Raw genomic sequence first — 25,909 nt, 5'->3', positions numbered from 1 at the left:
CGCGCCCTCCCCTGGCCCGTCCAGTATGGCGAGTTATCTGCCGACTTTGTACGGCGCCGGGCGCGAGCCGGGGCCGAGCCGTGACACGGCGCGCAGAATGTGTTTGGGCGGGAGTTGCCAGCGCAGACGTGCGGGAACACCGCGCAGCAAGGTGCCCGTGACACGCAGCCGCCGGGTCACCGCGGTGGGCGACGGAACGGCCCTGCCGTACAACTCGTGGGCGTACGGCGGCAAAGAGGCGTACGCCAGGTGCGCCACGCGCCGCCACAGCAGTGCGCGCGCCGGTACGAGCAACGGGTGGGTCGGCGGACGCATCAGGAAGTCGTCCACGTCACGCGCCTCCGGCCCCGCCGTCAGCTCCGGCAGCACCTTCTCGAAATACGCGGCGAGTTGGTCCCGGTCCGCCGGTACGGCCTCGGGGTCGAGCCCCACCAGCCTTGCGCTGACCCGGTGTTCACCGATGTAGCGGTCGGCCTGCGCGTCCGTGAGCGCGAACCCGGAGCGGCGCAGCACGTGCAGATAGGAGTCGATCTCGGCACAGTGCACCCACAGCAGCAGTGCCGGCTCGTCGATCCGGTACCGCTCCCCCGTGTCCGGGTCCGTCGCCGTGAGCATCGTGTGAATCTTCCGTACCCGCGCCCCCGCCTTCTCGGCCGCCTCTCTGGTCCCGTACGTCGTCGTCCCCACGAAGTTCGCGGTCCGCATCAGCCGGCCCCACGCGTCGCGCCTGAAGTCCGAGTTCTGCATGACACCGCGCACCGCGCGCGGGTGCAGGGCCTGGAGGTAGAGCGCGCGGACTCCGGCGACCCACATCATGGGGTCGCCGTGCATCTGCCAGGTCACCGAGGAGGGACCGAAGAACCCCGGGTCACCTGCCTGAAAGGCCTCCACCCCAGTAGTGTGACCCAAGCCCGCTACTTGACACTAAGGTAACCATCCTGACCTGCGGTGATGCCAACAAGAATTGATAGCTTCCCTCTCGGCCCAGGTGACCTGTTTCGCCGTTGGCATCCCAACGGCACCTGGCAGCGGATCGGCACGGACCTGCAGCTGGACCGCGCGAAGGAACATGATCAGTGCCATGGGTCTACGCCATCGAGTTCATGGAGTTCCAGCAGTACAGGTCCCGATGCCACACACCGTGATGGCGGCCGTCAGGCGACGGTTCCGGTCGTGTGCGCAATCTCCCCTCCCACCACGGTGAGCTCGGAGCGGATCCATGGAATGCGGTCCTCCGGCACGGCGAAGTAGTCCTCGCTGAGCACCGCGAAGTCCGCGTACGCGCCGGGTCGCAGACGCCCACGACTGGTTTCCTCGAAGCTGAGCCAAGCGCTGCCCGCGGTGTAGCACTCCAGCGCACGGCCTCGGGCCATCCGGTGGCGGGCGGCGCGTCGCGGAACGCCGTCCGCGGAGTTCCCGGTGATCAGCCACCACAGCGACAACCAGGGATTGTGGGAGGAGGCGCGGGTGGCGTCGGTCCCGGCCGCCAGGGGAATCCCAGCGGCGATCATGTCGGCGATGCGCGGGGCTTCGGCCATCGCACCGTCGCCCCATGCCGCTTCCGAAAAGCCGGCCTTGAACACCTGGTGGTCGTCCAGCACCACGCCCGCGCCCAATGCCGCGAGCCGCCGCAGGTTGCCCGGACTGATGCGGTCGGCGTGGGACAGGGAGAACCGCAACCCGCGCAGCGGAATCCGCTCGTTCACCATTTCCCAACAGGTCAGGATCCTGTCGATGGACTCGTCGAGCACCGCATGGATGTTCACCGGCCAGCCCTGTTCGGCGGCGCGGTAGCTGATGCGGTACAGCTCCTTGGCCGCGTCGTCGGAGATCGAGAATTCCTCAAGACCCTCGAAGTCGTGGCAGCCGTAGTGCACCACCTCACCGATGCCCGCGAACCGCAGCATCGGGTCCCCGAACCGGGGCGGGGTGTGCCGCATCCACTCCTCGAGTTGCCTGTATTCCTGCCCGGGGTCCGCCGCGGACAGGAACAGCCGCATCCGCATGGACAGACCGCCGTCGCGCCAGAGCGCGAACAGGGATTCGTATCGTTCCGGCGGCATGCCGAACCCGCCGGCGTCGACTATTCCGGTCAGCCCGAGGGCATGCAGGTCGGCGAGCATCGCCGCCGTGGAGCGTTTTTCCCGGTCCGGGGTGGCGGGTGGAATCGCGCCCAGGATCCGGTTGAACGCGCCCATACCGAAGGCGCGGCCGGTGAGCTCCCCGGTCATCGGGTCCCGCTCGAAGTGCCCCCCGGGCGGATCGGAGGTGGTGGCGTCGATACCGGCCGCACGAAGCGCCGCCGAATTGAGTACCGCGACCTCGTAGAGCGCCTGCACGTACACCGGATGGTCCGGAGCGACCGCGTCCAACTCGGCACGGGTGGGCTCTCGCGATTCGGCGAACTGGCAGGGATGCCAGCCGCCGACGACCCGGATCCATTCCCCCGGGCGCGCGGTCTCAGCCGCGCCGTGGATCGTGGCAAGCGCCGTTCGCAGGTCGGGCACGTCCGTCCAGCGGAGTTCACTCTCCCAGGTCGCGCCCCCGCGCACGGCGTGCATGTGGCCGTCGATCAGGCCGGGTACTACGCGGCGGCCGCGCAGGTCGACGATGGTCGAGCGGCCGCCGGCCAGCTCGCGGATCTTCGCGTCGCTGCCGCACGCCACTATCCGGCCGTCGCGCACCGCCAGTGCGGTGGGTTCCGGTCCGGGTCCTCGCTCACCGCCCGTCCAGACCAGCCCGTTGAGGAAAAACTGGTCGGCGTGCGCGGTGCCGGGTGATGTGCTCATGAAACAACCTCGTTGTTGTTGATCGAGTCGGTTGGATACGGGGTCAGGCGCGAGGCCGGGCCGCCGTGGCGGCAGTGGAACCGGGCCCGGACCAGGACTCCAGCAGACGGTCCCGGGAATCTCGGGCCAGCGCCCCGAGGGCCGGCGTGTCGTGCCTCGATATCCTTCCGCCCTGCTTGACCACCCGGCCGGCGATCAGCACGGTGTCGACGTTCTCGTTGTCGGCGAGGGTGATTGCCGCGGACAGGTTGTTCACCGGCGACAGGTTCGGCCGGTCGGTGTCGAGCAAGACGATGTCGGCCTGCTTGCCGGGGGTCAGCGACCCGATCCTGCTCTCCAGCCCGAGGGTGCGCGCCCCTTCGATCGTGGCCATCCTGACCACGTCCCGGGTGGTGATCGTCAGCTCCGGCAGCGTCTCGTCACGGGAGAGCGCTGCATGGTGCTGCCAGCCACGCTCGGCTTCGAGGGTGCCGCGCATCTCGGCGAACAGACTGCCACCCACCCCGGAGACAACGTCGATGCTCAGGCTCGGCGCCACCCCAGCCGCGCAGAGCCGCCCGGTCGCCGGATAGCCGTGCCCCATCTGCATCTCCACCCGCGGCGAGATCGAGGCATGTCCTCCGGTGTCGGCGATCAGCCGCAGTTCTGCGTCGGTGCAGGTGTTGCAGTGGACGAAGATCAGGTCGGGACCCAGCAGGCCGCGTCGGTGCAGTTCGGTGATCGACCGCTGCCGGCCGAGCATGCCGACACCCACATGCAACGAGGTACGGATGCCCAGGCTGCGGGCCAGTTCGAGATCGGCCAGCGTGTCCTCGACCGGCCCGAACTCCGGACCCATGCTGGCCAGCGCGAATGTGACCAGCCCGGCATCGGAGGAGAAGTAGCGCTCACTCACCCTGGCGAGATCGCGTGCGTACCAGTCGGCGGGCGGCCCTCCGGGGTTGCCATAGCCGAACACCGCCCGGACGCCGGACTCCCGCAGCCCGCGCACTGCCTCGTCGGCGTGATCCGGGCTGCGCATGATGTGCGCCCAGTCCATGACGGTGGTGACGCCGGCGTCGATGGCCTCGATCGCACCGAGCAGTTCGGCCACGTACACGTCCTCGGGGGAGAACCGCGGGCCGAGTTCCAGCAGCATGTGGTCGATGTACTGGCCGAGGGTCCAGTCCGCCGCGATCTGACGCAGCGCCGCCTGCCACAGATGCCGGTGGGTGTCGATCAGCCCCGGCAGCACGATCTTGTCGGTGGCGTCGATGACGCGTGCGTCCGTCGCGGGAATGTGCTCGCCGACGGCCACGATCGTGTCGCCCTCCACCAGCACGTCACCCCGCGGGAGTTCGCCGATATCGGGGTCGACGCTGTAGACGATGCCGCCCTTGATGAGCGTTTTGTGTGTCACCTTTGACCTCTGGTTCGTTGCTCGAAGGGCTACGGCGTCATCGCCAGGTGCGGGTGTCGGCGGGCACCTCGCCGATGGTGAGCACGGTGCCTGCGGTGACGATGTCGAATGCTTCCGGGATGAGATCGGCGACGGCCTTCTTGAGCCGGAATCCGCTGCAGTGCATGGGAGCGACCAGCTGCGGCTCGTAGGCGGCGAGCGCCTTCGCCGTGTTGTCGATCCGGTTGGCGCTGATGCCGGGATGACCGGTGTGGAAACCGCCGAGGACGCCGTAGAGCTTGTCGGTGCCGGTGAGGGCCCGCATGTGTTCGATCGAGCTGACGACGCCGCGGTGCCCGCACGGGTCGAGGACGATCAGCCCGTGGCCTTCGACGTCGACGCCGAGGACCTGGTGGTCGTTGATTTCGTCCGCCTCCACGCGGCCGTCCGCGTGGACGCACAGGCGTCCGGCGGGAGCTTCGAACTCGAAGTCGGCGGTGGTCTGCATCTCGCCCGAGGTGTGCAGGCCCGGCCCGAGCGGGATGGAGCCGCGCGCCTCCATCAGGTGACCACCCGATTCCCGGATTCCCTCCCGCGTCAGCCCGATATTGATCATCGGCAGGGTGGTGTGCGGCTTGACGATCATCCGCGGGTTGAACGCGTCCGGATGCGCGACGACCGGGGTCGGGTGGCCAATCGCCTTGAGGACTCCGTTGATGCCGCCGAAGTGGTCCGGATGGCCGTGGCTGAGTACGACCGCCTCCACTTCGTTCAGGTCCACGCCGAGGTGTCGCGCGTTGTGCAGCACCACCTCGGAGGTCAGTCCCGCGTCGAACAGGATCGTGGTGGAACCGTTCTCGGTGAACGTCTCCACGAGGAAGCACAGCCCGTTCTCGGCGAGTAGTTCGCCGTAGCGCGAGTTGAAGTGCTGATCCATGTTGTAGCGGCGTATGCCCGGAGTCGAGGGCAGGAGGATGTCGATGAAGTTCTCGTCGAGAACGGTGATACGGGCGCCGGCGCAGCGTGTCATGGTGTCGCCTTCCTCGGTGGTTACGAACGGCCTTCGGGAACGATGACGACGCGGCCGGACACCCCGTCCGCCACCGCGGCATAGGCTTTGTGGCCCTCGTCGAGGCCGAAACGGTGCGTGACCGGCAGCGGCCGGAAATCGCCACGCTCGAAGTAGGCGGTGAGCCGGGTCAGGCGCTCGGCGGACTCGGTGACATCGAGCTTGCGGCTGTCCGCACCCAGCATCTGGGCCTCGCGGTGGTAGAAGTCCGGCAGGTTGATCTCCACCGTGGGCGTCCCGACCGCGCTGATCACCACCAGCCTGCCCCGCTGGGCCAGCGAGGCGAAGGCGGAAGCGGTGGTGACCCCGCCGACGGCGTCGTACACCACCTCGGCTCCCCGGCCGCCGGTGTGCGCCAGCAGGCTCTCCGCCACCTCGGCCGAGTCCGGGACGAAGGGAACGAACTCGTCGATGATCTCCGCCGCCGGGGTGCCGTCCACCGGGACGGCCCGGTCGACGCCGAGCACCCGGGCACCGCGAGTCCGGGCGATCTGGGCGACGGCGCCACCCACTCCGCCGGAAACGCCGAAGACCACGACGGTCTCGCCCTTGCTCAGGTGCCCCAACTCGACGGCGCCGAGCCAGCCGATCACGAAGTTGACCCCGACCGCCGAGGCCTCCTCGAAGCTCAACGTCGTCGGCTTGCGGGCAAGCGCGGTGACCGGCACGCGGATGTACTCCGCGTGCGAGCCGTCCAGGGTGAAGCCGACATCGCCGCCGGTGCCCCAGACCTCCACGCCGCGCCACTCCGGCGGACCGTCGACGACGACGCCGGCGAAGTCACGCCCGGGCACGCGGGGCAGCACCGTGCCCTCCATGACGCCGGCCACATTCTTCACGTCGGATGGATTGACCGAGGCGGCCCGGACGGCGACCACGGCGGTGTCCTCGGTGGCGACAGGATCCGGCAGCTCGACGACCTCCAGGACGTCGGGGCCGCCGAATCGGTCGAAACGTAGAGCGCGCACGCTGGGGTGTCCTTCCTGGACTGATGATCAGCGGGATGTACGGGTGGCGCCGTGACGCCGGGATGTCACCTTCGTCCCGGTTCCAGGACGAAGGTCCACTCGACGGTCTGGAACGGCTCGGCCATCACAGTGCCGTCGGGCGCGTCCTCGCCGGCCTCGTGCTGGACGAAGTCGGCGACCAGCGAGCGCTTGGCGCCGAACACCGCGTCCCGCTCCAGGTAGGGGTCGTCGCCCCGGAACAGCATCGTGACCAGCGGTTCGTAGCCCTGCGCGTGGAACCAGAAGTGGATGTGCTCAGGCCGCATCGGGGAGCGGCCGGCCGCGCGGATGATCTCGCCGCAGGGGCCGTCGGTCGGGACCGGGTAGTACCGCGGCACGATCGAGCGGAACGAGAACCGACCATTGTCGTCCGTGGCCAGCAGCCCCCGCATGGCCGGTTCGCCGTCCAGCTTGTCCGCCTGCTGTACGTCGTAGAAGCCGTCACCGTCGCTGTGCCAGGTGTCCACGTCCGCACCGGCCACCGGCCGCCCCTCGGGGTCCACGACGGTGCCGCCGAAGAACAACGGCATGCCTGCGACACCGCCCGAGATGTCGGCGCCGTTCTCGACGCGGGGCCGGCCTTCCACGTAGAACGGTCCGAGCAGGGTGGAGTCGGTGGCGGAGCCGTTGCCGTGGTTGATCTGGTCGACCAGGACGCTCAGTCCCAGGATGTCCGAGAGCAGCACGAACTCCTGGCGGGTGGGACTGGACACGTGACCAACCCGTTCCAGGAAGTTCACAGCGGTGAACCACTCGTCACCGGTCAGACGGACCTCCCGGGCGAAGTCGTGCAGATGCTGAACAAGGCTCACGAAGATCTCGCGCAGGCGATCGTCCTTGGACTCATCGAAGGTCTGCTGCACGGCGCCTGTGATCGTCTCTTCGGTCAGGTCGATCGACATCGCTCGACTCCCTTTGTTCACGTCAGGTTTCGCGGTCCGCCTGGCAAGCATGAGCTGGCCAAGGCCATCTCGTCTAACGAATCCCCTAGATGAAGACCATCTCGATATGAGATAGTCCTTGGGTGGAACTACGTCAGCTGGAGTACTTTGTCGCCGTCGCCGAGGAATGCAGCTTTTCTCGCGGTGCCGCACGGGCCCATGTCGTGCAATCGGCGGTGTCCACCGCAGTTGCGAAGCTCGAACGCGAGCTCGACATCCAGCTCCTCGACCGCGCCAGGTACCGGATCTCGCTGACGCCGGCAGGTGCCGCATTCCTGACCGAAGCCCGCAGCACCCTCGCCGCGGTCCGGCGCGCGAAGGACTCGGTGTCCCCGTATCGGGAGCAGCTCAGCGGCAGCGTCGACCTCGGGACTCTGCTGTCCTCGGGGCCGCTCGACCTGCCGACCGCATTGGGCCGCTTCCACACCCAGTACCCTCTGGTGTCGATTCGGCTGCACCAGAGCGTCGCCGGCACCGCCGGGCACCTAGCCGCGATCGCGGATGGTTCACTCGACCTCGCCCTGGTCGCCGCCACCACGGCACCGCCGCAAGTCACCCTCCGACCGATCGCCCGCGAACCCATGGTCCTGCTCTGCCGCCCCGACCACCGGCTCGGCGGCCGCAGCCAGATCCACGTGGCCGACCTTGCCGAGGAAACGGTCGTCCGGTTCGCCGCGGGCTGGGGCAGTCGCCGCCAGACCGACGATGCCTTCGCCGTGGCCGGCATCGCCCCGGACACCCCCTACGAGGTGGCCGACTATGACACCGCCGCCGGTCTCGTCCGCAACCGGCTCGGCATCACCCTGATCCCCGCCACGCCGGCCGGCCACTACCCGGACCTCCGCGCCATTCCGATCGTGCCCACCATCACGTGGACGCTGGCGCTCGCCACCGCAGCCCAACCCCCCGTGTCCCCAGCCGCGATGGCGATGGCCGACACACTCCTCGAGGCTTGCCAATTTCCCCGATCGCCGAGGGACCTGGCCTCCCAGGGACGGGACACGTAGGGCACGCCGATCAAGCGGTCGCACATCACAGTGGGCGTTCGAAGTGTCAGCGTTATGCCGAGCTCTCCGGCTCGCGGAAAACCCTGTTCCGATGACATGCCACATTCCGCGACGAGAAGAGCCACGGAAATGGCCGCACCCCTCGCCCGGCTCCTGCTCGCCGCCCGTGCGTTCAGGCGGCCGATCGCCTGCCTGAGCGACCGCGGACGTCGCCTGCTCGGTGCCCCCGTCGGCCGCCCATCCCGCGCCGCGGACCCGGTCGCGGCCGACGTGCCCGCCGGGCAGCGCCACGACGCATGCGGCGGTACGGCTGAGCCCTGCACCCGCGAAGATCACTATCGGAGTGTCCGGACGTCGACCGCCCCGCGGTGGCCGCGGTCAGCTGCGCCACCGGGTCGAACGCCGGCCCGCATCCAGCCCGCATCCGGCCCGCACCAGACAAGAAAGGTCCTTCAGACAGTGACCGCTGCACGTGCAGGTGAACGGCTGTCCCGATGCCCCGGAATGGCCAGCGGCGGGAACACTGCCAGGCATGACGGGTTTCACGTTGCGCCCACCTGCGTCAGTCTGCAGGATCAATTCGTCAGCGTATTCAGCCGGAGGGCATGACGTGCAGGTTTCCCTGGTGACTCTCAAGATCAAGCCGGACCAGCGTCCGCGGTTCCTCGCGGCCGTTGAGGACAACGCCACGTGCTCGGTACGTGACGAGCCTGGGTGCCTGCGCTTCGAGGCATTCCAGGACACCACCGACCCGGACACCTACCACCTCGTTGAGGTCTTCCGGGACGAACAGGCGGTGGCCGCACACCGCGAGACCGCTCAGTACGCCCGGTGGGCAAAGGCATCGCAGGAGTTCCTCGCCAAGCCCCTCACCGTGGTGCAGGTTCGTGACGTCCTGCCGCTGACCCTGCCGGCCTGAAGCTCCTGCTGAGGCACATCGACGTCGGAGTCGAGACACCGCGCCGCGCCCTTGCCGTCCCGGACCGCCCAGCGGAGGAGACGTGTGAGGCAACTCCGGAGGCCATGCCGCCCGCGCGGTCGAGCGACGACGTCTCTGCTCGTAGTGCGCACACGCACACTGGACGCGGAGCGGACCGCGTCCTGGGACGTGCCCTCGGACCCGGCCATGGTCTCCACCATGCGATCCGCCCTGACCCGCACGCTGACCGAGTGGGACCTGCACGAACTTGCCTTCACCACCGAGCTGATCCTCAGCGAGCTCATCACCAACGCCATTCGCCGTGCCACCGGCCCCATCGGGTGCGCATGCTCCGCACCAAGAGCCTGATCTGCGAAGTGTCCGACACCGGCAGTACGGCCCCCCACCTGCGACGCGCGGCCATCACCGACGAGGGCGGACGCGGCTTGTTCCTCGTCGCGCAGATCGCCCAACGCTGGGGCACCCGCTACACCGCCGACGGCAAGGTCATCTGGGCCGAGCTGGAGGTCTGACGTCCGTTGATGCTCCGTCACCCGGGGCGTCGCGCACGGCAAGCAGCGGGCCGGACAGGTCGATGAGCCCGTAACCGTGGTCGCCGCGCACCCTCCACGATCGACGCACCGCGCCGCCCTGCCTCAGGCCCGTGCGTAGCTCTCCGCCACGCCCTCGCCCGTTTCGTGAACTTCACGGCCCACGGTCGTCCGGTTTCTCCCGCGTGTCCGGGAGCACGGGAAAACCGGGATCTATTGCGTCCCCGTAAGAACGCCATGACGTTTACGCGCGGCTACTGACGCGCCTGCGGGCCGTTCGTAAGGTGAGGGCACTTGGTCGGACCATCGGACCATCCTCCCCAACCCCCCGCGAGCGAGAGGAATGCACTCCATGCGCCCCCTTCTGCCGATAGCGGCGGCGTCCGCCGCCTCCGTCGTTCTCCTGACGGCCTGCGGCGCAGGGTCGACGTCGAACGCCGCGGCCTCGACCGCCACTGTTTCGCCCGCCTGCAAGCAGCTGCAGTCCGCCCATCCGGAACTCGCGGGCAAGACGTTCGCCAACGCGATCAATCCGCACACGCCCGGCTACGAGGCGCTCGATCCCAATGATCCGAGCAGATACGTCGGGTTCGACATCGACCTCGGCAGCGCTCTGGGCCAGTGTCTCGGCTTCAAGCTCACCTACAAGCCGGTGGCCTTCCCCGCGCTGCTGCCAACACTGCAGAGCGGCCAGGCCGACCTCGTCATCTCCGATATCTACGCCACCAAGGACCGCGCCAAGGCCGCGGACTTCGTGACCTACTCGAAGGTCTACGACGGGGTGCTGGTGAAGAAGGGCAACCCCAAGAAGCTCACGGGCATCAACACCTCGCTGTGCGGATCCACCGCCGCGCTCAACACCGGGTTCGTCGAGGTGCCCCTCGTCCAGGACCTCGCTGGGGCGTGCAAGGCGGCCGGCCGTCCCGCTCCGCAGGTGCAGTTGTACGACAACAACGCCCAGTGCATCCAGGCGATCCTCGCCGGCCGCGCCGACACCTACATCAACGACGTGAACACGGTGACCCAGGCGGTCAAGGCACACCCGAACGAGCTGGGCAAGGCGACCGCCGTGACGCTGCCCTACTCCATCGGCATCGCCGTACCGAAGGGCAAGACGCAGTTCCGGGACGCCATCAAGGCCGCCCTCGTGGAGATCCAGAAGGACGGCACCCAGACCAAGCTGCTCAAGAAGTGGTCGCTGGAGACGGGCACGCTGGAGGCCCCGCGGCTGGTGACCGGCTGATGTCCCAGTTCCTCCACTACCTCGAACTGCCGTATCTGCTGCAGGGCATCCTCATCACCCTGGAGCTGACCGCACTGGGGCTGCTCGGCGGTCTGGTGCTCGGTTTCGTGCTGGCGAGCATGCAGCTGTCCCGGCACCGGTCGCTGTCCGCGGTGGCGCGCGGATACACGATCATCTTCCGGGGCACCCCCCTGATCCTCCAACTGGTCTTCGCCTACGACGCCCTGCCGCGCGCCGGGCTGACGCTCAGTCCCCTGATGGCGGCCGGGCTCGCGCTCGCGGCCAACGAGGCGACCTTCATCGCGGAGGTCTTCCGCTCCGGCGTACTCGGCGTGGACAAGGGCCAGGTCGTCGCCGGCCAGGCGCTCGGGATGAAACCGCTCGTGATCATGAGGCGGGTCATCGCTCCGCAGGCGATACGCCTCATGGTCCCGGCTCTCGGCAACGAAGCGGTGACGACGCTCAAGCACTCCTCGCTCGCATCCTTCATCGCCGTCCAGGAACTGACCCTGCGCAGCACCCAACTCGCCTCGTCCACCTTCGACTTCTTCTCCGTCTTCTTCGCCTCCGGGGCGATGTACCTCGTCCTCACCGGCGGCATCAGCGCCGTACAGCTGGCGGCCGAGCGCGCGCTCGATCTGGACCGCCCCGTCTCCCGGTCGTGGGCGCAACGGCTGCTGCCCGTGCGCCGGGCCGCCGCCGCGCCCGTACCGGTGCCGGCCATGGTGAAGGACGCCGTCGCCGACGACGAGCCGTGGGTGCCGCCCGCCCCGCCCGAGGCGTGGGAGCGGGAAGCCCGCGTGGCCGCCCTCGACGGTGCCCCGGCCGCGGTCGAGGTCCGCTCTCTGCACAAGGCGTACGGCGAGCACGTCGTACTCGACGGGCTGGACATGACGGTGCGTACCGGTGAGGTCGTGGCTCTGCTCGGTCCCAGCGGGTCCGGCAAGAGCACCCTGCTGCGCAGCATCAACCACCTGGAGGAAACGGACTCGGGGGCGGTGCTGATCGGCGGCCGCCGCATCGGCTACCGCGCCGACGGTAGGCCACTGTCCCCCGCGAAGATCGCAGACACCCGCGCGGAGGTCGGTGTGGGCATGGTCTTCCAGCACTTCAATCTCTTCAGCCACCTCACCGCACTCGAGAACGTGGCCGGGCCCCTGCGGTGGGTGCACCGGATGTCGGCCGAGGAAGCGGAACGGCGGGCGGCCGAACTGCTTGAGCGGGTCGGTCTCGCCCATAGAGCGGGGGCGCTGCCGCGGCACCTCTCGGGTGGACAGCAGCAGCGCGTAGCCATCGCCCGGGCTCTCGCGCCCAGCCCCCGGGTGCTGCTGCTCGACGAACCGACGTCGGCCCTCGACCCGGAACTCGTCCACGAGGTACTCGAGGTGATCCGCCGGCTCGCCCGCGAGGACGGACTGACCATGCTCATCGCCACCCACCAGCTGCGCTTCGCCCAGGAGGTGGCTGACCGGGTGGTGTTCATGAGCGACGGCTCGGTGACCGAGGAGGGGGCCGCCGAAGAGCTCCTCACCCGTCCCAGGCACCCGGCAACCGCGCGGTTCCTGCGGGTCATGGGAGCACAGACCATAGGAGGAGTGGCATGACGCTCCCGGCCGATGCCCCGGCGGTGAAGGAGACCTTCGTCTTCTCTCCGGAGGACGGCGTGCCCCCGCAGGTCGGTCCCTTCGCACACGCGACCCGCTTCGGGCCGATGGTCTTCGTCACCGGCCAGATGCCCACCGACCCGGCGACCGACCGTTTGGTGGAGGGCGATGTGCTCACCCAGTCGGAGCAGGTGCGCCGCAACCTGGAGGCCGTACTCCGACAGTTCGGCCTCACCTTCGACGACGTGCTGATGGTCCGCGTCTACCTGACCGACTTCGCCGACTTCGAGGCCTTCAACGCAGCCTACGAAACCTGGTTCGACGGCCCCCTTCCGAGCCGCACCTGCGTCGGTGTCACCGGTCTCGCCGTAGGGGCCGCCATCGAGATCGACCTCATCGCCGGCATCCCGGAGAGGAACCGCTCATGAGCATGCCCCTCCTTCAGCCCCACGAGGGGCCCATCCCCGGGCGGCACTACCTCGCGTCGACCGTAGACACGGTCACCTGGGGCTGGCTGCCCGCCGAAGGAGCCGCACCGGTCGCGCAGATCGGATCCGGGGAGACCATCACTGTGGACACCGTGTCCCACGAGGGCATCATGGAAGACCAGGGCAGGGATCCGGTGGCCTTCTTCGGACAGTTCGGGATCGACCCCGGGGACGTGCTGCGCGACGCCGTCGACATCGCGGCCGGTCACCCGGTCCGCGATGCCGTCGGCGACGGACCGCACGTCACCACCGGACCCATCGCGATCGGCGGCGCGAGACCCGGCGACGTACTGCGGGTCGACTTCCTGGAACTCGCGCCGCGCGCTCCGTACGGCGTCATCTCCAGCAGGCACGGGTACGGCGCCCTGGCCGGGGAGCTCCCTCCGCTGCCGCACCCCGACTTCGTGCCCGATCCGAGCGACCCGGAGAACGCGGGTTCCGTCTCCACGTTCTGCCGGGCCTCGGCGGACCTGGCGGGCAGCATCGCGGTGCCGGGGGGCAGGGAACTGCGCTTCCCCCTCGCGCCGTTCCTCGGGCTCGTCGGAGTGACGAACACCGGTGCCACTCCGCTCAACTCGGTGCCGCCCGGTCCGTTCGGCGGGAACATGGACGTCAAGGACCTCGTCGCCGGCACCAGCCTGTATCTCCCGGTGCAGGTGGAGGGGGCCGGGCTGTTCCTGGGAGACCCGCACTTTGCCCAGGGACACGGCGAGGTGGCCCTGACCGCGCTGGAGGCCCCCCTGCGTGCGACCTTGCGCGCGACGGTGCTGCCCGCCGCGGAAAGCCGTGCCCTGCTGGGGTTGCTGCGCCGGCCCCTCGGTGAGACCCCGGAGCACTGGATCGTGCTCGGTCTGCACCGCGACCTCAACGAGGCGTTCCGCGAAGCGGTCCGCGAGGCCCTCCGCGTGCTCGCCGACCTCTACGAGGTGCCGACGGAAATCGGGTACGCCTATCTGAGTGCCGCCGCGGACTTCGTGGTGAGCCAGGTGGTGGACGACGTCAAGGGCGTCCACTGCCTGATCCGCAAGAGCGACTTCGGCGCGTGGACATGATCGTGGAAGACTGTCGGAGCCGTACCCGGCCGCGGGCAGAAGCCCAGGCCGGAGGTGATCGGACACGGTACGCTGGCTGCACGTTCGGCGAGGAGGTAAAGGGCATGGGAGTGGCGAAAGTACCGCCGCTGCGGACCCGTGCTCACAGCGTCAGTGACGCCCTGGTCGCGCATCTGGAACAGATGATCGCGCTGGGCGAGATCGCCCCGGGCGACAGGCTGCCGTCGGAGCGCGAACTGGCCGAGTCGCTGTCCGTGTCACGAACCTCCCTGCGGGAAGCCCTGCACCAGCTGGAGGCCAAGCACCTCATCGAGCGGCGGCCGGGGCGTGGCACCGTGGTGCTGGCCCCGCCCACTCAGGTCGACGATCTCTACACCAATCTGGCCGAGTTGGCCGAGGCCGACCGGGAGCTGGCGAACGTGGCCGAGCTGCGGACGGTCATCGAACCGAAGATCGCCGAGTTCGCCGCCCTGCGCGCCACCAGCGCCGACCTGTTGCAGATGGACGACATCCTGCACGCCACGGACGAGAACCTGTTGGGTGCCAAGTCGCTGGAACTGGACATCCAGTTCCACCTGACGCTCGCCAGGGCGAGCCACAATCCTCTGCTCACCGCGCTCACCACGATGGTCAGTTCATGGACCACCCCGGTGCGGAAGGACTCCCACAGCACCCAGGAAGGGCGCCGGGCGTCGCTGGCCGGCCACCGGGCGATCCGTGACGCGATCGAGGCCCGCGATCCGGCGGCGGCTGCCCGTGCCATGAGCCTTCATCTGGCCGATGTCGACCAGCTGATCCGGCGCTCGCGGGACGACGGCGCGCCCTCCGCCGACCAGGCCTGACCTCGGGTACACCAGTCCCGCCCTCCGCCGATCAGGCCCGGCCCCCGACACACCCGGCTCCCTCCTCCCCTGACGAGGCGGGACCTTCGGCGGACCCGTCCCACCTGTTCACGGCCGGCCTGACGGCCTGTCCGAGTCCGGCTCATCCATTGCCACCCTCCCTCGCCGACCATGCCTGACGGTCTGTCGAATCAGCCCCACCTCTCCACCGCTGCGCCCCAGGGCGACGCGGCTTCCCCCGCACATCCCCTTCACCGGTTCTGTCGGCGCGTCCCCCGCACGGCGCTGCGATGTGTCCCCCCGCCGTGCCGGGAACCGCCGGTCGGCAGACCCGATTCCCACGACACGAACTCTGGAGAACCCCATGAACACGTCCCCCATGGAGCCGGGCGACACCCGCGAACTCCTCATCTCCGGCCTCGGACGCCGCGGTTTCCTACGCGCCGCCACCGCCGTGACCACGGCGGGCACCGCGGCGACACTGCTGTCGAGCGTCCCGGCACAGGCAGCGCAACCCGCGCTGCCGAAGGAGATCCTCCAGCCGGGCAAGGGACCCATCCACGGCAAGCACTACGTGCCGTCCCTGCCGGACCAGGTCCGGTGGGGGTACGTGCCCTCGGTCGGCAGCCGGCCGGTCCTGCGGATGCGGTCCGGGGAGTCGGTGACCGTGGACACGGTCTCCCACGAGGGTCTCCTCGAAGACCAGGGACGCGACCCCGCCGCCTACTTCGAGAGCCACGGTGTGCCGGCCGATCAGGTGCTGGGTGACGCGGTCGCCATCGCCCGCGACTACAACCGCACGCCCCGGAACTTCGACGTCGACGGCCCGCACGTGGTCACCGGCCCGATCCACGTCGAGGGAGCCCGCCGCGGTGACGTACTGAAGATCGAGATCCTCTCGCTGCTGCCGCGCGTGCCCTACGGCGTCGTGTCGAGCCGCCACGGGAAGGGCGCCCTCGCGCGCCAGGCCGGCGGCTCGGCCCCGACGGGGATCACGCTCGACGAGGTCATGCCTCCGGTGGCGACGGACGGGCGGTCCACCGGCGACCCCGTGCACTACGGCAACGTCGCGGTCTTCACACCGGTCCGCCGCGGTGGCTCCGGTGCTCTCAACGGCGTGGTGCCGCTGGGCACTTCGGGCGAGGTCAACTTTCCGCTCAAACCCCACATGGGCATGATGGGCGTCGCCTTCACCTCCGCGGACGCCCTGACGGCACCGGCGCTCAACTCGATCCCGCCGACCCTCGGCGGCGGCAACATCGACATCAACCGGCTCCAGCAGGGCTCGACCCTCTACCTCCCGGTCTTCTCCGAAGGCGCGCTGTTCTACACCGGCGACCCGCACATGGCCATGGGCAACGGAGAGGTGGCCCTCACGGCCATGGAGGGCTCGTTGCGCACCACCTTCCGTCTCACCGTGTGCCGTCCGGGTTCCGGCGACGCGCCGTCCGTCGCTTTCCACTATCCCTTCGCCGAGACTCAGGACGCCTGGGTGGCGGTGGGTCTGTCGGATCCCGACGGCGGTCTGAACGGCCAGATCAACGACCTCAACATCGCCATGCGGCGCGCGGTCGTCAACGCACTGGACTTCCTCGAGCACGACCTCGGCATGGACCGGGCCGTCGCGTACGCATATCTCTCGGCGGCCGCCGACTTCGAGGTCTCCCAGGTCGTGGACCGCACCGTCGGCGTACATGGCGTCATCGAGAAGGCGCACTTCCCCGCTCGGCACCGCGCATAAGGGTGCCAAGCGCACGCCGACCGCACTGCGATGCCGGGCGGGGCGCACTCGCCGGCATTCCGGGGCACGGGACACCGCCGACCCGTCGACGGTGTCCCGTGCCCTCCGTCCGCGGCGCCCGCCGCCGCGGACTCGACACATGCAGATTCCTTGCCGCCGCCCGACGGCGGTACCAGAGAGGACCAGTGGACGCGTGAGCGAGCACAGCAATCTGAACAGACGTGGCTTCATCGGTGCCGTGGGCGCCGTCGGCGCGCTGAGCATCATCGGCGAGACCGCGGGACCGGCCGCCGCGCAGGGGTCGACCGCCGCGAGGGCCACGACCGGTCCGTCCGCGGCGCGGTCCGGCACGGAGGACTTCGAGCTGATCGAGGCGACCGTCGCCGACATCCACGACGCCTTCCGCCGCGGCCGACTGACCTGCCGGGAGCTGGTGCAGCAGTACCTCGACCGGATCGCCGCGTACGACAAGCAGGGCCCGACCCTGAAGGCGCTCATCACCGTCAACCCGCGTGCCCTCGAGATCGCCGACGAACTCGACCGCCAGTACCGGCGTTCCGGCCTGATCGGCGCGCTGCACGGCATCCCGGTGATCCTCAAGGACAACTACGACACCCACGACATGCCGACCACGGGCGGCAACACGGCGATGCGTACGTCCATGCCGCCGACCGACGCGTTCACGGTCGCCAAGATGCGCAAGGCGGGGGCCATCATCCTCGCCAAGGCCAACCTTCAGGAGTTCGCCCGCGGCGGCAACTCCCTCAGCTCGCTGGGCGGCCAGGTCCTCAACCCCTACGACCTCACCCGCACCCCGGGCGGCTCGAGCGGTGGGACCGGGGCGGCGATCACCTCGAACTTCGCGGTCCTGGGCACCGGCAGTGACACGGGCCAGTCGGTCCGCTCCCCCGCCTCCGCCAACAGCCTCGTCGGAGTGCGCTGCACCAGGGGCCTGATCAGCCGCAGCGGCGTCATTCCGGCCAGCATCACCCAGGACGAGCTGGGTCCCATCACCCGCACGGTGGAGGACGCGGCCCGGATGCTCGACGTCATGGCGGGCTTCGACCCGACCGACCCCGTCACGGGGTACGGCGTCGGCCGTCCTCCGCACAGCTACACAGATCACCTGGACCGTCACGCTCTCCGCGGTGCGCGCATCGGCGTGATGACCAACCTGTTCGGCACCGAGGCGCGCCACGAGGAGGTCAACCGCGTGATGGAGGAGGTCATCTCCACGATGCGAACGCAGGGCGCGACCATCGTCCGGTTCAACCTGCCGGAGTACGACACCCTCCAGAACATCGTGGTGACCTCCACGTGGGAAGCGCACACGGCCATGGACGCGTACTTCGCGACACTCGGCCCCGACGCCCCGGTACACACCTTCGACCAGCTGGTCGCCTCCAAGACGGCGACGCCCGAGGCCCAGGCGGCGATGGAGCAGGAACTGGCCATCGCCGACGGCCTGAACAACCCAACCTACAAGGACCACTTCGTCAACCGCGAGAAGCTTCGGCTGGCGGTGTCGGCCAAGATGGCCGAGCTGGACATCCAAGCGATCCTGTATCCGCTGCAGAAGGTGCTCGTCTCTCCGGTCGGAGTGCCGCAGCCTGAGCGCAACGGCACCCTGTCAAACGGCACCGGCTTCCCGGCCGTCTGCTTCCCCGGCGGATTCTCGACCCCCACGTCCACCGCCCCGATCGGCGTGCCGGTGGGCGCGGAGCTGCTCGGGCGTGAATTCGACGAGCCCCTGCTCCTCTCGCTGGCCTACGCCTACGAGAAGGCCTCGAAGACCCGGAAGCCGCCGCGCAGCACCCCGCCACTGGCGCGATGACCGAAGCCTCCGGCTCAGTAACGCGCAGCAGAGGGTACCGAGGCTGGACGTGCTCACCCCTCCTTCGATGCCCGGTGTGGGCCGGACCTTGTCCGGCCCACACCGGGCATCGGCAGTGACGACGCGCCTTTCAAGGATTGCCAAGAGATCGAGGAGGTCGAGGAGGTGATTCCGGGGGCTGAATCCCACGGGGTGAGAGAAGCTGATCAGTGCCCCTTGGCGGCCGCACTCTTGAGCACCCGTCTCAGGGTCTCGTCGCTGCCCAGGCCGCTGCGAACGGCGGCGCTGGCGACGCTCGCCCCGGAAAGGATCAGTGCCTTGGCCGCCTCCAGCCGTATCCGTGCGACGTAGGCGCTGGAGGTAAGTCCCTGCGGCCGGTAGGGCCGGATGCGTTTGTGGGCGATCCCGGCAGAGCTGAGGAGGTCGCGCCAGTCGCGGGAGCGGTAGCAGGAGCCGTGTGCGCAGGTTCGAATCCTGCCGGGGGCACCCCTCATGAGGTGCCCAAAGACCCCGTCACCAGCGGAAACGCTGAGGCCGGGGTCTTCGCGTATGTGCAACCGTATGCAGCCCTGAGCGGCCCTAGGACAGGGTCTGCGGACTATTTGTGGACAGAATCTTGGAGCATCTGCCCAGGTGTAGGGTCTCAGATTTCGTGGCACAGTCTCAGCCGTGATGGCACAACGGTGGCACTCATGCCGACGTTGTGAGACTTCCTGGTCGGAGCTTTCACCTTTCGGGTGGCGGGGAACTGGCGGGCGAAGTGCGAGGGCGACATCAGGGCGGCCCGTGACTCCCGGACGGGCGCTCAGCGCCTCGTCTCGTACCTGGTCAGGATCACGCCGCAGGGAAGCGTCCGCGTCTCCACCAGGTTCAGGTTCACCCAGCTGTCCAGCACGGTGAAGAACGGCGTGCCGCCGCCCACCAGGACCGGCGCGGTGGCCAGCACGTACTCGTCAATCAGCCCGGCCCGCATGGCCGCCCCGGCGAGCGTCGCGCCGCCGATGTCCATCGGGCCGCCGTCCTCGGCCTTGAGCCGGGTGATCTCGGCGACCGCGTCGCAGGTGACCAGGCGGGTGTTCCAGTCGACCTTGTCGATCGTCGAGGAGAACACCACCTTCGACATGTCCCGCCAGCGGCGCGCGAACTCGATCTCCGCCGGGGTGGCGTTGGGCTGCTGGTCGCCGGTCGGCCAGTAGGAGCTCATCGTCTGCCACAGCTTGCGCCCGTACAGCGACAGGTCGGTCGCCTGCAACTGGTCGGACCAAAACTGGAACAGCTCGTCGCTCGGCACGCTCCAGCCGATGTCGTCGCCGGGCGCGGCGATGTAGCCGTCCAGGGACAGGTTCATGCCGTAGATCAGTTTCCGCATGGCGCCGGCCTTCCGTGAGTCGGTCTCACGCGTACAGACCGGCGCGGCGCGGGAAACTCATCGGTGCGCGATCTGAGCTCGCATGTAGTCCTCGTGCTCGGTGGCTCAGCCGCAGACTCAACGTTCCGCCGAGGAAAGGGCATCGATCTGAGACTGATCTTGGGTGACATCGCGGTGAGACAACAGAGAACCAGCAGGTCACAGAAGATCGACATGTCATCGGCGGCGAGACCCTACACCAGGTCAAGGCTGCTACCTCGGAGCAGACATAGCCCGGCGTGCCAGTCCCGCTCCAGATCCGCTGCGTCGAATACGCTGCGAAGACGTCCAACCTGACGTCCCTGATATTGCGTGCACTGCCGCACGACGGCGGCTCTTCACGTCGGACCGGATGACGCAGCCGCCGGACGCAGGAAGGGGTGTGACATGCGGTCCCCAGGCGTGCACCTGCGGGAGATCACCGACGACAACCGGGATGCCGTTCGTGCCCTCCGCGTCCGACGCAACCAGAAGCAGTTCGTCGCCTCCGTGTCCAAGTCACTCAAGGAGGCGACAAGGAAACCGGAGACCAATCCCTGGTACCGCGCCATGTACATCGGCGACGAGCCAGTCGGCTTCGTGATGCTGTCGTGGAAGCCGCCGGCTGGTCCTTACAAAGGGCGACACTTCATCTGGCGCCTCCTCGTCGACAAGCGGCACCAGAGGCGAGGGATCGGCCGAGAGACGCTCACCCAGATCGCCGCCCTGGTTCGCGCGGACGGCGCCACCGAGCTGCTGACCAGCTACGATCCCGGCGACGGCGAACCGTGGCCCTTCTACCAGAAGTTCGGCTTCGAACCCACCGGGGAGATCGACGACGGCGAGATCGTTCTGCGGCTCATCTTCCCCGCTCAGTGAGCTCATACCGCAGACAGTTTTCCGGTGGTCACATGACCAAGCCTTTGGTGAACCCTGGAAGTCGACCAGCCTCCGACGCCCTGCGGCCAGGACACGACGAAGCCCCCGGCCCGCGCACGGACCAGCGGCAAGGCTGTACTCGGGATCCCAGCACTGAGTGCGGGGTACATTGCGCACTGCCACCGCCAAACGCCGCCGCCCCACAGGCAGAGCTACCGTCCGAGGGGGCTCCGCATGCGCAAGGCCACAAGGATCATTGGCTACTTGATCGCCGCCGCTGCACTAGTCGGGGCGGCTCTCGCCGGCTACACGGTCTACGACCGCCACCAGACGGAGTGCGCGCCTTCCCGTGACAAGGCCGCAGAGCTCAGCAAGCAGATCGCCGCGGACGCAACACAGGGGTTCCCCACGCCGGATCTGTCCACCCCAGGGCCTTCGACGAAGCCCTCAATGACCTCGAATCACTGACTCAGGAAGACCAGGCCGTAACTGCGGAGTACTTCACGGTCGTCGTGACCAACGCCTCCTGCTTCGACGATGATGAGGTCGCGTCAGGCCGCCTGTGGCTTCGGCAACAGGAGCGTCGGGACGAAGATGTGCAGAGCTACTGGTACTGCTGGGACTCGGGACCTAAGGACCCACACCACATCGGGCATCGCGTCTCTGGTGACCACCTCTGCACGCGGGGAGAGCTACGGCAAGCTGGCATGGTGGACTGGAACGGCAGATGCTGAGGTGAGCGTTCACCGCCAAAGCCCAGGAACCGTCTCAGTAATCCGGGGGCCTGACGGCTCCACCCGGTGGGCGTGAAGGCAGTCCCGTACCGATCGCAGCCTGATCTCCCCGAACGACACCGCGAGAACTGCCGATCGGCCGTACCACTGCTGCCGCCGATCGCCCCACCAGCGCCGCCACTCCGCGCTACGGTCTGCGCTGAACGACTTGGGGGGCACCATGAACATCAGACACGCGGCACTCGCCGCCACCGCCATCTGCGCACTCACCACCGCCGGCTGCGGCGCCAGCCACTCCCAGGAACCCGCCCTGACACCCGTAGCCATCGGCGGGCTGCCACATACCCTCGTCGGCGAGGACTACAACTCCGTCACCCTCATCGAAACGACCACGCAAGACGGCAACATCACGGGCACCTTCGACACAACGGAGATTCGCTACAACAGCCCCGAGCATTTGCGCGCCACCCTCACTGGAACCGTGAAGGGCAGCCAGGTCACCCTCAAGGCCAGCTTCACGCTGGGCAGCACGGTCTTCAACGGCACCCTCGACGGCAACACCCTCACGCTCCAAGTGCCGCAGCAGAACGGTCAGATCGAGGACTACGTGCTGAATCCCGGCACCCTTGACGACTACAACCAGCGTGTCAGCCAACTCGAAAACGGTGGGAGCCCCAGCCCAACAGCCCAGCCGTCCAAGTTCTACTGAGCCCGCTCACAGAGCAGAGCAGCGCCCGTCGCGGCGGGGGAGTGTGGCCGCCGCGCAACCCAGTTGGTCCATCCGGTGCTGCCGGTCATTCCCGCCCCTTGGTCGAACACCAGCCGCAATATCCATATCCTCCGGCCATGAGACTCTTCCGACCGCGCGCCAAGCGGACGACTGAACCCCCTGTGTCGCGGGCCATGGCCCTGTACAGGGCCGGGCGCTACGCAGAGGCGGTGACCGAGGCCCGTGCCGTGGCCCGGTCACTGCCACACGATGACACGTACGCCCCGCTGGCATGGAGCATCGTCGCAAACGCGACGGGCGCCCAGGGCCGCGACGCCGACGCTCTCGCCATATACGACGAAGTGCTGCCGGCCCTCGGAAAGACTTTCGGAGCTGATCACTGGCAGACCCTGAAACTGCGCTCCGACCGTGCCCAGACGCTGGCCAAGCTCGGTCGGTACGCCGAGTGTGAGGCGGAATGTGCGGCCGTCGCCCAGACCGCGAGCGGCGGTACAGGGGAGTTGCAAAACGTAGTAAGGGCCGCCAGTAACGGGCTGGTCTTCGCGCTCAGCGCGCAGGAGCGCCACCCGGAGGCCGAGGCACGCGCCCGCGAGATCCTGGCCGCCCATCCTGAACCGGACCGGCTGACTCTGGCATTGCGGCTCGGCCTGGCACGCAGCCTCAACGGTCAAGCCCGCCACGAGGAGGCCCTCGTCGAGGCGGAGGGCGCCCGTGAGCTGTGCCGCAGCCTGCCCGCGGAAGAGATCCGCCCGGAGACGGGCGCCATCGAGCTGGCCGTGGCCACCGCCCTCGTGGGGCTACGCCGCGGCGCCGAAGCTCGCCTTCAGGCCGCAGCTGTTCACGATGCCTGTCTGGCCTCATTCGGCCCGGACCATCACCGCACAGTCGAGGCTCAGGCCCTGCTCGACCGAATCGACGGCGCCTGATCGGACGGGCACCGCGACTCCGAACAGGGGTGTCCCCGGTGTCCGACTGTCCGGTTATGGCCCTCATCTGCACAAACAGCCCGGACAGCTCAGGGTGGCGGTGTCCGGGCTGTCCGGTCACAGACGGGCTGTAACACCCACGGGGGTGTTGCAGCCCGTCGGCGAAGCCGACCTCTCCATGGGCGCAGGAGCCGGAGGCGACTTCCGACTTCGCACCATCTGCGATACACGCGGGCACCAGACGCCTCCGGAGATCAAGGAACCCGCTGATCAGAACCCATTCACGAGCCGAACTCTGATTGTGCTCCGGAGCCGTTGTCGGTCAGGACCCGCTCGACGGTGATCCCGGCCTGGGCGAAGAACGCGTGGGCGCGGGTCCAGAAGGCAGTGGCGGTCTCCTTCTTCTCCTCGGTGAGGAGTGCCTCGTCACAAGCAGGCTAACGCCGGACCCGTGGCATCCCCAGACCGATCCACGAGATGATCTCGCGCTGGATCTCGTTGTTCCCGCCGCCGAAGGTGAAGATCACGGCCGAGCGGTAGCCGCGTTCCAGTTCGCCGTGCAGGACCGCGCCCGCGGAGCCCTCCTTCAGGACGCCCGGCGCGGCGACGATCTCCATGAGCCAGGCGTACGCGTCGCGGCGCGCCTCGGAGCCGTACACCTTGACGGCGGAGGCGTCCTGCGGGGTGAGGGTGCCTTCCTGGACGGCGTTCACCATCTGCCAGTTGAGGAGTTTCATGGCGTCGAGCCTGGTGTGGGTCTGGGCGAGGCGGCGGCGCACCCAGGGGAGGTCGACGACACGGCGGCCGTCGGCGAGTTTGGTCTCCATCGCCCAGCGCTGGACGTCGTGCAGGGCGCGGATCGCCATGGTGCCGTGGGCGGCGAGCGTGACGCGTTCGTGGTTGAGCTGGTTGGTGATCAGCCGCCAGCCCTTGTTCTCCTCGCCGACCCGCCGCGATACGGGGACGCGGATGTTCTCGTAATAGCTCGCGGTGGTGTCGTGCGACGCGAGGGTGTTGATGATCGTGCACGAGTAGCCGGGGTCGGAGGTCGGCACCAGGAGCATGGTGATGCCCTTGTGCGGCGGGGCGTCCGGGTCGGTACGGACGGCGAGCCAGACCCAGTCCGCGGTGTCGCCGTTGGTCGTCCAGATCTTCTGCCCGTTGACCGTGTAGTGGCCGGTGGTCTCGTCGCCGTCCCGTACGGCCTTGGTCTTGAGCGCGGCGAGATCCGTGCCAGCGTCGGGCTCGCTGTACCCGATCGCGAAGTCGATCTCTCCGGAGAGGATCTTCGGCAGGAAGTACGTCTTCTGCTCGTCCGTACCGAACTGCATGATCGTCGGGCCGACGGTGTTCAGCGCCATCAAGGGCAGCGGGACCCCCGCCTGCGCCGCCTCGTCGAAGAAGATGAACTGCTCCATGGGGCTCAGCCCGCGCCCGCCGTACTCCGTCGGCCAGCCCACCCCGAGCCAGCCGTCCGTGCCGAGCCGGCGGATGGTGTCACGGTAGAACCGCTTCTGCGCGGCCGGGTCGGCGTACCGGGCGTAGGCGTTGTCCGGCACCAACTGGGCGAAGTAGCCGCGCAGTTCGGTGCGCAACCGCTGCTGCTCTGGCGTGTATTCGAGATGCACGGCGCCTCCTGGCTCCCAGTTTCTGAGCTGGTTCTCCCGGCTTGACGGCGCACACAGTAGAACGCGTTCCAGAAATAGGGAATGCCGATGACGCGGCGAGGGTCCGTCACAGCGCGGTACTCGCCCGCGACTGCCCTCGGCGCACGCGTCCCGCTCCCTCAGTGCAGGGTGGCAAGGAAGTCCGTGCACGCCTGAGCGCATTCGCGGCAGGCCTTCGCCGCGTCCTCCCCGCCGGCGAAGCCGTCGCAGACCTCGGCGTACTCCAGGCAGACGGTGCGGCACCACTCCACCTGGGCACGGATGCCGTTCTCGTCCAGACGGAGCTGCTCCGACAGCACGAGGCAGGTCGCGTCGCACACTTCCGCGCATATGACGCCCTTGCGGCGCGCGAGTACCTGCCACCGCGGCCCGTCGGGGTCCATGGCGCTCGCGCGCAGCGCGCACGCCCGCGCGCACTCGGTGCAGGCCTGGGCGCAGGCGAAGCGGTCCTCCAGGAACTGGACCGACTCCCGCCAGGACTGTCCCGACTGGCCGGGGTGCGCGCGGCGCTCGGCTCGCACCGATCGCGCCGAGTGCTCTGACTGCTCTGACTGCGCCGAGCGCTCTGCTTGCTCTGATTGCTGAGATGTCGTTGATGTCACAACGCGCGGGTAGCCGGGAGGAATCGCGTCAAACCCTGAGCGTCACAGGGCCGTTGCTCACGCGCCCGCCTTCTGCGCCGCATCCGCCGCCCCCGCCGCTTCCGCCGCTTCCCGCGAGATCCGCTCGAACTGCGCCCCCATCGCCTCGGAGAGCGCCTGGGCCGCCGACAACGGGCGGACCATGACCGTCAGCTCGTCGATCCTCCCCTCCGCGTCGAAGTGCAGGAAGTCGCAGCCGCTGATCTCCTTGTCGCCGACCTTCGCCTCGAAGACCAGCGCGTGGTCGCGGCCGTCGGCACCGGCGATGTCGCGGACGTACCGGAAGTCGGTGAAGACGCGGGAGACACCGCGCAGGATGGCGGCGGTGATCGCCTTGCCGGGGTACGGCTTGAAAGCGACAGGGCTGGTGAACACGACATCGTCGGCCAGCAGGTCCTCGACCGCGGCGAGGTCCCCGGCTTCCACGGCCTTGCGGAAGGGATGCGTCACGCCCGCCCACCTCTCTCATAGTCTCTGCTA

The 25,909-nt window shown here is 68.6% G+C and carries 24 protein-coding genes and 2 pseudogenes; 14 read left to right on the top strand and 12 right to left on the bottom strand.

Annotated features, from left to right (window positions below; translation table 11 throughout):
• Positions 1-33 precede the first annotated feature (33 nt).
• From ACFVXA_RS01125 to ACFVXA_RS01100, 6 genes are all read right to left on the bottom strand, one after another.
• Complete coding sequence (locus ACFVXA_RS01125) at positions 34-831, bottom strand: oxygenase MpaB family protein (protein WP_362019789.1); 798 nt, start codon at positions 829-831, stop codon at positions 34-36.
• 323 nt (positions 832-1,154) lie between these two features.
• Positions 1,155-2,789 carry an amidohydrolase gene (locus tag ACFVXA_RS01120; RefSeq protein WP_384396863.1) on the bottom strand — a complete coding sequence of 545 codons (1,635 nt, stop codon included), beginning with the start codon at positions 2,787-2,789 and terminating at the stop codon, positions 1,155-1,157.
• A 43-nt stretch (positions 2,790-2,832) separates the two neighbouring features.
• Positions 2,833-4,188 carry an amidohydrolase family protein gene (locus ACFVXA_RS01115; protein ID WP_383745216.1) on the bottom strand — a complete coding sequence of 452 codons (1,356 nt, stop codon included), beginning with the start codon at positions 4,186-4,188 and terminating at the stop codon, positions 2,833-2,835.
• A gap of 37 nt (positions 4,189-4,225) precedes the next feature.
• On the bottom strand, positions 4,226-5,197 hold the full coding sequence (locus ACFVXA_RS01110; RefSeq protein WP_383745219.1) for an MBL fold metallo-hydrolase: 972 nt from the start codon (positions 5,195-5,197) through the stop codon (positions 4,226-4,228).
• Between the two features lie 20 nt (positions 5,198-5,217).
• Positions 5,218-6,204, bottom strand: a complete 987-nt coding sequence (locus ACFVXA_RS01105) for a zinc-binding alcohol dehydrogenase family protein (RefSeq protein WP_362019235.1) — start codon at positions 6,202-6,204, stop codon at positions 5,218-5,220.
• Between the two features lie 65 nt (positions 6,205-6,269).
• Positions 6,270-7,145: a dioxygenase gene (locus tag ACFVXA_RS01100; RefSeq protein ID WP_384396865.1), complete on the bottom strand. Its 876-nt coding sequence runs from the start codon at positions 7,143-7,145 to the stop codon at positions 6,270-6,272.
• Between the two features lie 122 nt (positions 7,146-7,267).
• Between ACFVXA_RS01100 and ACFVXA_RS01095 the strand changes: the two genes are divergently transcribed.
• The 10 genes and pseudogenes from ACFVXA_RS01095 to ACFVXA_RS01050 all read left to right on the top strand — a co-directional run bounded on the left by ACFVXA_RS01095 (position 7,268) and on the right by ACFVXA_RS01050 (position 18,465).
• Complete coding sequence (locus tag ACFVXA_RS01095; RefSeq protein ID WP_362019230.1) at positions 7,268-8,191, top strand: LysR family transcriptional regulator; 924 nt, start codon at positions 7,268-7,270, stop codon at positions 8,189-8,191.
• Positions 8,192-8,816: 625 nt separating this feature from the next.
• Complete coding sequence (locus ACFVXA_RS01090; protein ID WP_383745226.1) at positions 8,817-9,110, top strand: putative quinol monooxygenase; 294 nt, start codon at positions 8,817-8,819, stop codon at positions 9,108-9,110.
• A gap of 11 nt (positions 9,111-9,121) precedes the next feature.
• Positions 9,122-9,643, top strand: a pseudogene (locus ACFVXA_RS01085) (ATP-binding protein); the annotation flags it as partial.
• A 370-nt stretch (positions 9,644-10,013) separates the two neighbouring features.
• Positions 10,014-10,904 carry an ABC transporter substrate-binding protein gene (locus ACFVXA_RS01080; RefSeq protein WP_362019224.1) on the top strand — a complete coding sequence of 297 codons (891 nt, stop codon included), beginning with the start codon at positions 10,014-10,016 and terminating at the stop codon, positions 10,902-10,904.
• Positions 10,904-12,508 (top strand): amino acid ABC transporter permease/ATP-binding protein, encoded by a 1,605-nt coding sequence (locus ACFVXA_RS01075; RefSeq protein ID WP_390023342.1) that lies wholly within the window; start codon positions 10,904-10,906, stop codon positions 12,506-12,508. Before ACFVXA_RS01080 ends, ACFVXA_RS01075 begins: the two co-directional genes overlap by 1 nt.
• Positions 12,505-12,936: a RidA family protein gene (locus ACFVXA_RS01070; protein WP_383745232.1), complete on the top strand. Its 432-nt coding sequence runs from the start codon at positions 12,505-12,507 to the stop codon at positions 12,934-12,936. Before ACFVXA_RS01075 ends, ACFVXA_RS01070 begins: the two co-directional genes overlap by 4 nt.
• The gene (locus ACFVXA_RS01065) at positions 12,933-14,048 is read left to right on the top strand and encodes an acetamidase/formamidase family protein (protein ID WP_383903154.1); all 1,116 of its coding nucleotides are present in this window, start codon (positions 12,933-12,935) and stop codon (positions 14,046-14,048) included. Before ACFVXA_RS01070 ends, ACFVXA_RS01065 begins: the two co-directional genes overlap by 4 nt.
• 104 nt (positions 14,049-14,152) lie before the next feature.
• Positions 14,153-14,890 carry a FadR/GntR family transcriptional regulator gene (locus ACFVXA_RS01060; protein WP_362019215.1) on the top strand — a complete coding sequence of 246 codons (738 nt, stop codon included), beginning with the start codon at positions 14,153-14,155 and terminating at the stop codon, positions 14,888-14,890.
• Positions 14,891-15,254: 364 nt separating this feature from the next.
• Positions 15,255-16,631, top strand: coding sequence for an acetamidase/formamidase family protein (locus ACFVXA_RS01055; protein WP_390023340.1), 1,377 nt, complete (start codon positions 15,255-15,257; stop codon positions 16,629-16,631).
• Positions 16,632-16,824: 193 nt separating this feature from the next.
• Positions 16,825-18,465, top strand: coding sequence for an amidase family protein (locus ACFVXA_RS01050; protein ID WP_390023337.1), 1,641 nt, complete (start codon positions 16,825-16,827; stop codon positions 18,463-18,465).
• A gap of 206 nt (positions 18,466-18,671) precedes the next feature.
• On the opposite strand, the gene ACFVXA_RS01045 is transcribed toward ACFVXA_RS01050, so the two are convergent.
• Entirely contained in the window at positions 18,672-18,959 is a 288-nt protein-coding gene (locus ACFVXA_RS01045; RefSeq protein ID WP_390023334.1) for a hypothetical protein, read from the bottom strand.
• Between the two features lie 311 nt (positions 18,960-19,270).
• Positions 19,271-19,834, bottom strand: coding sequence for a dihydrofolate reductase family protein (locus ACFVXA_RS01040; RefSeq protein ID WP_390023331.1), 564 nt, complete (start codon positions 19,832-19,834; stop codon positions 19,271-19,273).
• A gap of 426 nt (positions 19,835-20,260) precedes the next feature.
• Here ACFVXA_RS01040 and ACFVXA_RS01035 point away from each other — a divergent pair, with 426 nt between their 5' ends.
• The 4 genes from ACFVXA_RS01035 (at position 20,261) to ACFVXA_RS01020 (ending at position 23,121) form a co-directional block, all read left to right on the top strand.
• Positions 20,261-20,731, top strand: a complete 471-nt coding sequence (locus tag ACFVXA_RS01035; protein WP_383745248.1) for a GNAT family N-acetyltransferase — start codon at positions 20,261-20,263, stop codon at positions 20,729-20,731.
• Between the two features lie 234 nt (positions 20,732-20,965).
• Complete coding sequence (locus ACFVXA_RS01030) at positions 20,966-21,199, top strand: hypothetical protein (protein ID WP_389516217.1); 234 nt, start codon at positions 20,966-20,968, stop codon at positions 21,197-21,199.
• A 486-nt stretch (positions 21,200-21,685) separates the two neighbouring features.
• Positions 21,686-22,174 carry a hypothetical protein gene (locus tag ACFVXA_RS01025; RefSeq protein WP_389754230.1) on the top strand — a complete coding sequence of 163 codons (489 nt, stop codon included), beginning with the start codon at positions 21,686-21,688 and terminating at the stop codon, positions 22,172-22,174.
• A 230-nt stretch (positions 22,175-22,404) separates the two neighbouring features.
• Positions 22,405-23,121, top strand: a complete 717-nt coding sequence (locus tag ACFVXA_RS01020; RefSeq protein ID WP_390023329.1) for a tetratricopeptide repeat protein — start codon at positions 22,405-22,407, stop codon at positions 23,119-23,121.
• 308 nt (positions 23,122-23,429) lie between these two features.
• Here the strand turns inward: ACFVXA_RS01020 and ACFVXA_RS01015 are convergent.
• From ACFVXA_RS01015 to ACFVXA_RS01000, 4 genes and pseudogenes are all read right to left on the bottom strand, one after another.
• Positions 23,430-23,540, bottom strand: a pseudogene (locus ACFVXA_RS01015) (IS481 family transposase); the annotation flags it as partial.
• Positions 23,541-23,558: 18 nt separating this feature from the next.
• Positions 23,559-24,749 (bottom strand): acyl-CoA dehydrogenase family protein, encoded by a 1,191-nt coding sequence (locus ACFVXA_RS01010; protein WP_362019195.1) that lies wholly within the window; start codon positions 24,747-24,749, stop codon positions 23,559-23,561.
• Positions 24,750-24,907: 158 nt separating this feature from the next.
• Positions 24,908-25,309: a ferredoxin gene (locus ACFVXA_RS01005; protein ID WP_362019191.1), complete on the bottom strand. Its 402-nt coding sequence runs from the start codon at positions 25,307-25,309 to the stop codon at positions 24,908-24,910.
• Positions 25,310-25,447: 138 nt separating this feature from the next.
• The gene (locus tag ACFVXA_RS01000) at positions 25,448-25,879 is read right to left on the bottom strand and encodes a nuclear transport factor 2 family protein (protein ID WP_362019188.1); all 432 of its coding nucleotides are present in this window, start codon (positions 25,877-25,879) and stop codon (positions 25,448-25,450) included.
• Positions 25,880-25,909: the final 30 nt, after the last annotated feature.

Source organism: Streptomyces sp. NPDC058246, from assembly GCF_042881985.1.
Lineage (GTDB): Bacteria > Actinomycetota > Actinomycetes > Streptomycetales > Streptomycetaceae > Streptomyces.
The sequence above is the reverse complement of the archived record's forward strand: the minus strand, read 5'-3'. Positions and strand labels throughout refer to the sequence as shown.